Origin of the sequence: Gilliamella sp. Fer4-1 (assembly GCF_001690515.1) — a bacterium.
Taxonomy (GTDB): Bacteria; Pseudomonadota; Gammaproteobacteria; order Enterobacterales; family Orbaceae; genus Gilliamella; species Gilliamella apicola_C.
The window spans coordinates 1-4996 of sequence record NZ_LZGZ01000177.1 but is presented as its reverse complement, the minus strand read 5'-3'; the positions used below and the strand labels follow the sequence as shown (position 1 = coordinate 4996).

The 4996-nt window shown below is 36.2% G+C and carries 3 protein-coding genes and 1 pseudogene; 1 reads left to right on the top strand and 3 read right to left on the bottom strand.

The window, feature by feature from the left end; genetic code table 11:
- A pseudogene (locus A9G30_RS06155) lies at nt 1-712 on the bottom strand (hypothetical protein); the annotation flags it as partial.
- 198 nt (nt 713-910) lie between these two features.
- Here A9G30_RS06155 and A9G30_RS06150 point away from each other — a divergent pair.
- On the top strand, nt 911-2836 hold the full coding sequence (locus A9G30_RS06150; protein WP_065588388.1) for an ABC transporter ATP-binding protein: 1926 nt from the start codon (nt 911-913) through the stop codon (nt 2834-2836).
- A 74-nt stretch (nt 2837-2910) separates the two neighbouring features.
- Here the strand turns inward: A9G30_RS06150 and A9G30_RS06145 are convergent, their stop codons facing one another.
- Both A9G30_RS06145 and tpx read right to left on the bottom strand, forming a co-directional pair.
- Nucleotides 2911-4092: a sugar transporter gene (locus A9G30_RS06145; protein WP_065582437.1), complete on the bottom strand. Its 1182-nt coding sequence runs from the start codon at nt 4090-4092 to the stop codon at nt 2911-2913.
- Nucleotides 4093-4233: 141 nt separating this feature from the next.
- Nucleotides 4234-4746, bottom strand: a complete 513-nt coding sequence (tpx, locus tag A9G30_RS06140; protein ID WP_065588387.1) for a thiol peroxidase — start codon at nt 4744-4746, stop codon at nt 4234-4236.
- Nucleotides 4747-4996: the final 250 nt, after the last annotated feature.

Sequence of the window (4996 nt, the reverse complement as noted above, 5' to 3'; positions counted from 1 at the left end):
ATTCAACACGTAAAAAATAATCATCAATTTTGGGTTTTAATAGTTGAATTAGCTTCCATATTTCAGCGCTATTTTCACCAAATGGTGTATCGGTATTATTTATTTTTGCTTGCCATTGCAACCAAGTTTTTAAGTTTTCAACAAATGTGGTGGCAATGTTTAAATCAATCCCCTCTTGTCCACTCATATCTTTTTGTGCACCAGTGGTTTTGATTGCTGTTTGAATAAAGGTTTGCATGTCGCTTGATAATTCACTTGATGCAGGGAAGATTAAATCGCCATTATAAAGTTTATCAGCATTGGTTTTAATTGATTGCCATATATCATCTTGTGTTAAATAATCCACATTACTTTTATTCAAACTAGCCAAAATACTCCGTGCCGTAGTAGAGAGTTTTTCCCCCTGTGGGGTAGACGTTTTAATTTGTGATAAAGGTAGTGTTTCACTCATTGTTAAAATGCTATCAAATGACACGATTTTATCTTGTGTCCAACTGATAGCATCTAAAATATCAGGAATGCGAATACGTCCATCTTGATCTGAATCAAGTAATGCTAAGGTTCGCTCGTCAAAATCTAACCCTGTTGTTGGGCAGCTTAATGCTACCCATAATTTAGGGTCTAAATCTGGTAAATTGATAATGTCATCAGCACTTTTAAATACAACTTGATCCAACCCACCAACGCGCTGGAATGTCCACATATGGCTCATAATAATCTCCACACCGAAACTCATTAATATTTTTATTCATTAATATAACAGTATTTATTTTTTTTTATAGGATAGAACAGTGATTTCTAATATTTGTGAGACCTATTAGTGCTTCTTTATTTTTTGATTTATTTGCCTTGGCTAACTTTATGGTAGAATAATGCCTTATTACTTAATATCCAAATAAAAATCACCATTATGTCATTAATTAATCTTACCAATGCTTACCTTTCATTTAGTGATGCGCCACTGCTCGATCATATTGATATGTCTATTGAACCAAACGAACGAGTTTGCCTTGTTGGTCGTAATGGTGCGGGCAAATCAACGTTACTGAAAGTATTAAACAAAGAAATACCATTAGATGAAGGTCAAATTATTTATGAAAATAATGTGATTGTTTCACGTTTGCAACAAGATCCTCCTCGCGATGTGCAAGGCAATGTATTTGACTTTGTGGCCGAAGGGTTGCATGAACAAGCGCAATTATTACGTGATTATTACGATTTGGCACATCAAGTAGAGCAAGACCCTTGCGAAAGCAATTTAACCAAATTAGCTAAAATGCAAGAGCAATTAGATCACCAAAATGGCTGGCAATTAGATAGTCGTATTCGTAATGTTATTTCGTCGCTATCGCTTGATGGCGATGCTTTGCTATCTTCGCTATCTGGTGGCTGGCTTCGTAAAGCCGCATTGGCCAGAGCTTTGGTTTGCCAACCGTCGGTTTTATTGCTTGATGAGCCAACCAACCATTTAGATATTCAAACCATAAAATGGTTAGAAGAGTTTTTAAAAAGCTTTAATGGCAGTATTGTATTTATTTCTCATGATCGCTCTTTTATTCGCCAAATGGCAACACGCATTATTGATTTAGATCGCGGCAAAATTGCCTCTTGGAGTGGTAATTACGATAACTATTTAATTGGCAAAGAAGAAGCACTACGTGTTGAAGAGTTGCAAAATGCCGAATTTGATAAGAAATTAGCCCAAGAAGAGGTCTGGATTCGCCAAGGGATTAAAGCACGCCGTACACGTAATGAAGGGCGAGTACGTGCATTAAAAGCAATGCGCCAAGAGTATAGCGAGCGTCGCCAAGTGATGGGTAGTGCCAAAATGCAAATTGAAGAGGCATTACGTTCAGGAAAAATCGTTTTTGAGCTTGAAAATGTGACCTATCAGATTGGGGATAAGTTGCTTGTTAATGATTTTTCTGTACAAGTATTACGAGGTGATAAGATTGCTTTAATTGGTCCTAATGGCATTGGTAAAACAACGTTGTTAAAACTGATGTTGGGTAATTTAACGCCAACATCAGGTAGTGTGCATTGCGGTACCAAGCTTGAAGTAGCTTATTTTGATCAATATCGGTTAGAGCTCGATCCTGAAAAAACCGTGATGGATAATTTAGCTGAAGGTAAACAAGAAGTGATGGTTAATGGACGATCACGTCATGTACTTGGTTATCTGCAAGATTTTTTATTCCCACCAAAACGCGCCCGAACACCTGTTCGTGCATTATCAGGTGGGGAGCGTAATCGTTTATTGCTGGCTAAACTATTTTTAAAGCCTAGTAATTTATTAATACTTGATGAACCGACCAATGATCTGGATATTGAAACGCTGGAATTGTTAGAAGAGTTGGTTAATGATTATCAGGGAACAGTCTTACTAGTTAGTCATGATCGGCAGTTTGTTGATAATGTGGTTACCCAATGTTGGTTTTTTGAGGACAAAGGGCATATTGGTATTTATGCCGGTGGTTATGCCGATGCTCTGCAACAACAGCAACAAGCACAACCAGTTAAAGTAGCGGCAGTTAATGATGTTAAACAGCCTAAAAAAACATTAAGCACGGCGAATAACAAAAGCAATGATCAATCCACTAAAAAGAAGGTTAAGCTGAGTTATAATGAACAACGAGAGTTAACACAATTACCAAGCAAAATAGAACAATTAGAATTAGCCATTGCTGATTTACAAGCACAGATTAGTCAAAGCGACTTTTTTAATCAACCCCACGAGGTTACAGGTCCAATCTTACAATCTTTGACCGACAAAGAAGCCGAATTAGAATCTGCTTTTGAACGCTGGGAACAGTTAGAGTCTTTAAGTAAATCATAATGTAAGAGTGTTATTTTCAGCATTATTTATTGGCGTTATATAATAAATAATGCTGTTTCTGAGCTTTAAGATTTTTATAAAATGGTTTTATTATTCCACAATTTTCTAGAACAAAGACAGAAAAATAACAACGCAATAATAACGAAAACGGCGCCAACAAAACCAATATCCTCCGTTGATAGTAAAATTAATACTTTACTACCTATAAAAGCGCCTCCGCCTATTCCAATATTGTAAATACCTGAATAAACAGATGTGGCAATATCGGTTGCATCGGGCGCTGCATCGATGACTTTGCTTTGCATGACCATGCCAATAATGGTAATCGAAAGCCCCCAGATCAAACATTGAATGATTGCGGTATAAAGTGTGAACGAACAGACATAAAGTGATAATAAACAAGCGATCAATGACAACATAGGGATCACTAAAATGGCGGTTGGATTTTTTTCGGCGTATTTTGCAAAAATAACGCTGCCAATCATGCCAGAAAAACCGACTACTAACAATAAAGCGACGATAACATTTTGATTAAATCCGCCAACATCTTTCATAAATGGCGTAATGTAGGTATAAGCAGTGAAGTGGCCAGCAATTATAATGGCTATTAATAGATAAATGTTTAGCAGTATTGGGCGTTTTAATACCATTGGAATATCTTTGATAGAGATAATATCCATGCTTGGTACAGTAGGCAATAAGCGGAGTAGTAATATCATCACGCAAAAAGCGATACCAGCAATACATAAAAAAGTCACACGCCAGCCAACGAGTTGTCCTATGATGGTGCCAATTGGAATGCCTAGAATGGTTGCCATCGATACGCCAATAACAATAAAGCCCATGGCTTTAGCTTTTTTACCATTGGGCGCTAACCGAACGGCAAGTGGTGTTGTAATTGCCCAAAATACCGCATGAGCACAAGCAATACCAATTCTTGCTACCATCAAACTGTAAAAATTCCACGCAAATCCAGCTAAAATATGACTACCAATAAATAGGCAAAATAAAAGGATGAGTAGCTTTCTTCGTTCCATTTTTGACGTTAATACTGTGAGTGGCAATGATAATAACGAGACAGCCCACGCATAAATGGTGAGTAATAATCCAGCATGAGCGACATCCATTGAAAAGCTTTCAGCAATATTAGGTAATAGCCCAACGGGCACAAATTCCGTTGTATTAAAAATAAATGCCGCAAATGCAAGGCAAAGAATTGATGACCAAATGCGAGATCGGGGAATGCTATTATTCATGATTAAGATTATGGAAAAGGTATGTTTTTATTGGATTATAACTGAATAATTTTGTCTATTAAATAGCTACTCTAAATAAATCTTAAAGTAAATCATCGCCACCACTATTTGTAGAGGATGGCGATGTATTATTGCTTTGATTTATGCTAATGCTTTAACCGCCGCTAGGGCTTTGTCATAATTAGGTTCTGAAGATGTTTCTTTAACATATTCAACATAAGCAATTTTGTCATTTTTATCAATAACAAATACGGCTCGGGAAAGTAAACGTAGTTCTTCAATAACAGTGCCATATTTTAGGCCAAAATCAAGGTCTTTATGATCTGACGTCACTCTAACGGCATTAATGCCTTCAGCAGCACAATAGCGATTTAATGCAAAAGGTAAATCAAGGCTAATTGAAAATATTATAGTATCGGTTAATTTTGCCGCTTCGACATTAAAACGGTGAACTTGGGCACTACATACCGAAGTATCAATGGATGGTACCGAATTAATAATTCTGATTTTACCTTTAAAATCGGATAATTTAATGGGTTTCATTACTAAATCTTGCACAATAAAATCAGGTGCTATGTCACCAACGTTGATTTTGGGACCTAACAAAGTAATGGGGACTCCACGCATAGTAACTTCATTGACTCTTTTTTGCATAACTGTTTCCTTTGGGGGAATAATAATTGTGTTGTAATAAATTTCAGTGTTGATAGGATAACGACGTTCAATGCATTAAAGATTTTGCACCTATTGGCGTTGATTCAATATAGACCTAAACAGGCTACTGAGCAATAGCGCTATCATGTTTTTAGTGATGAATTAGCCAATTTCAACTATTGTTAATAATGTTGTTTTTTTAATGTAATTAAATTATTTCTATTTTGTATGTTTATTAGACAATGGTATA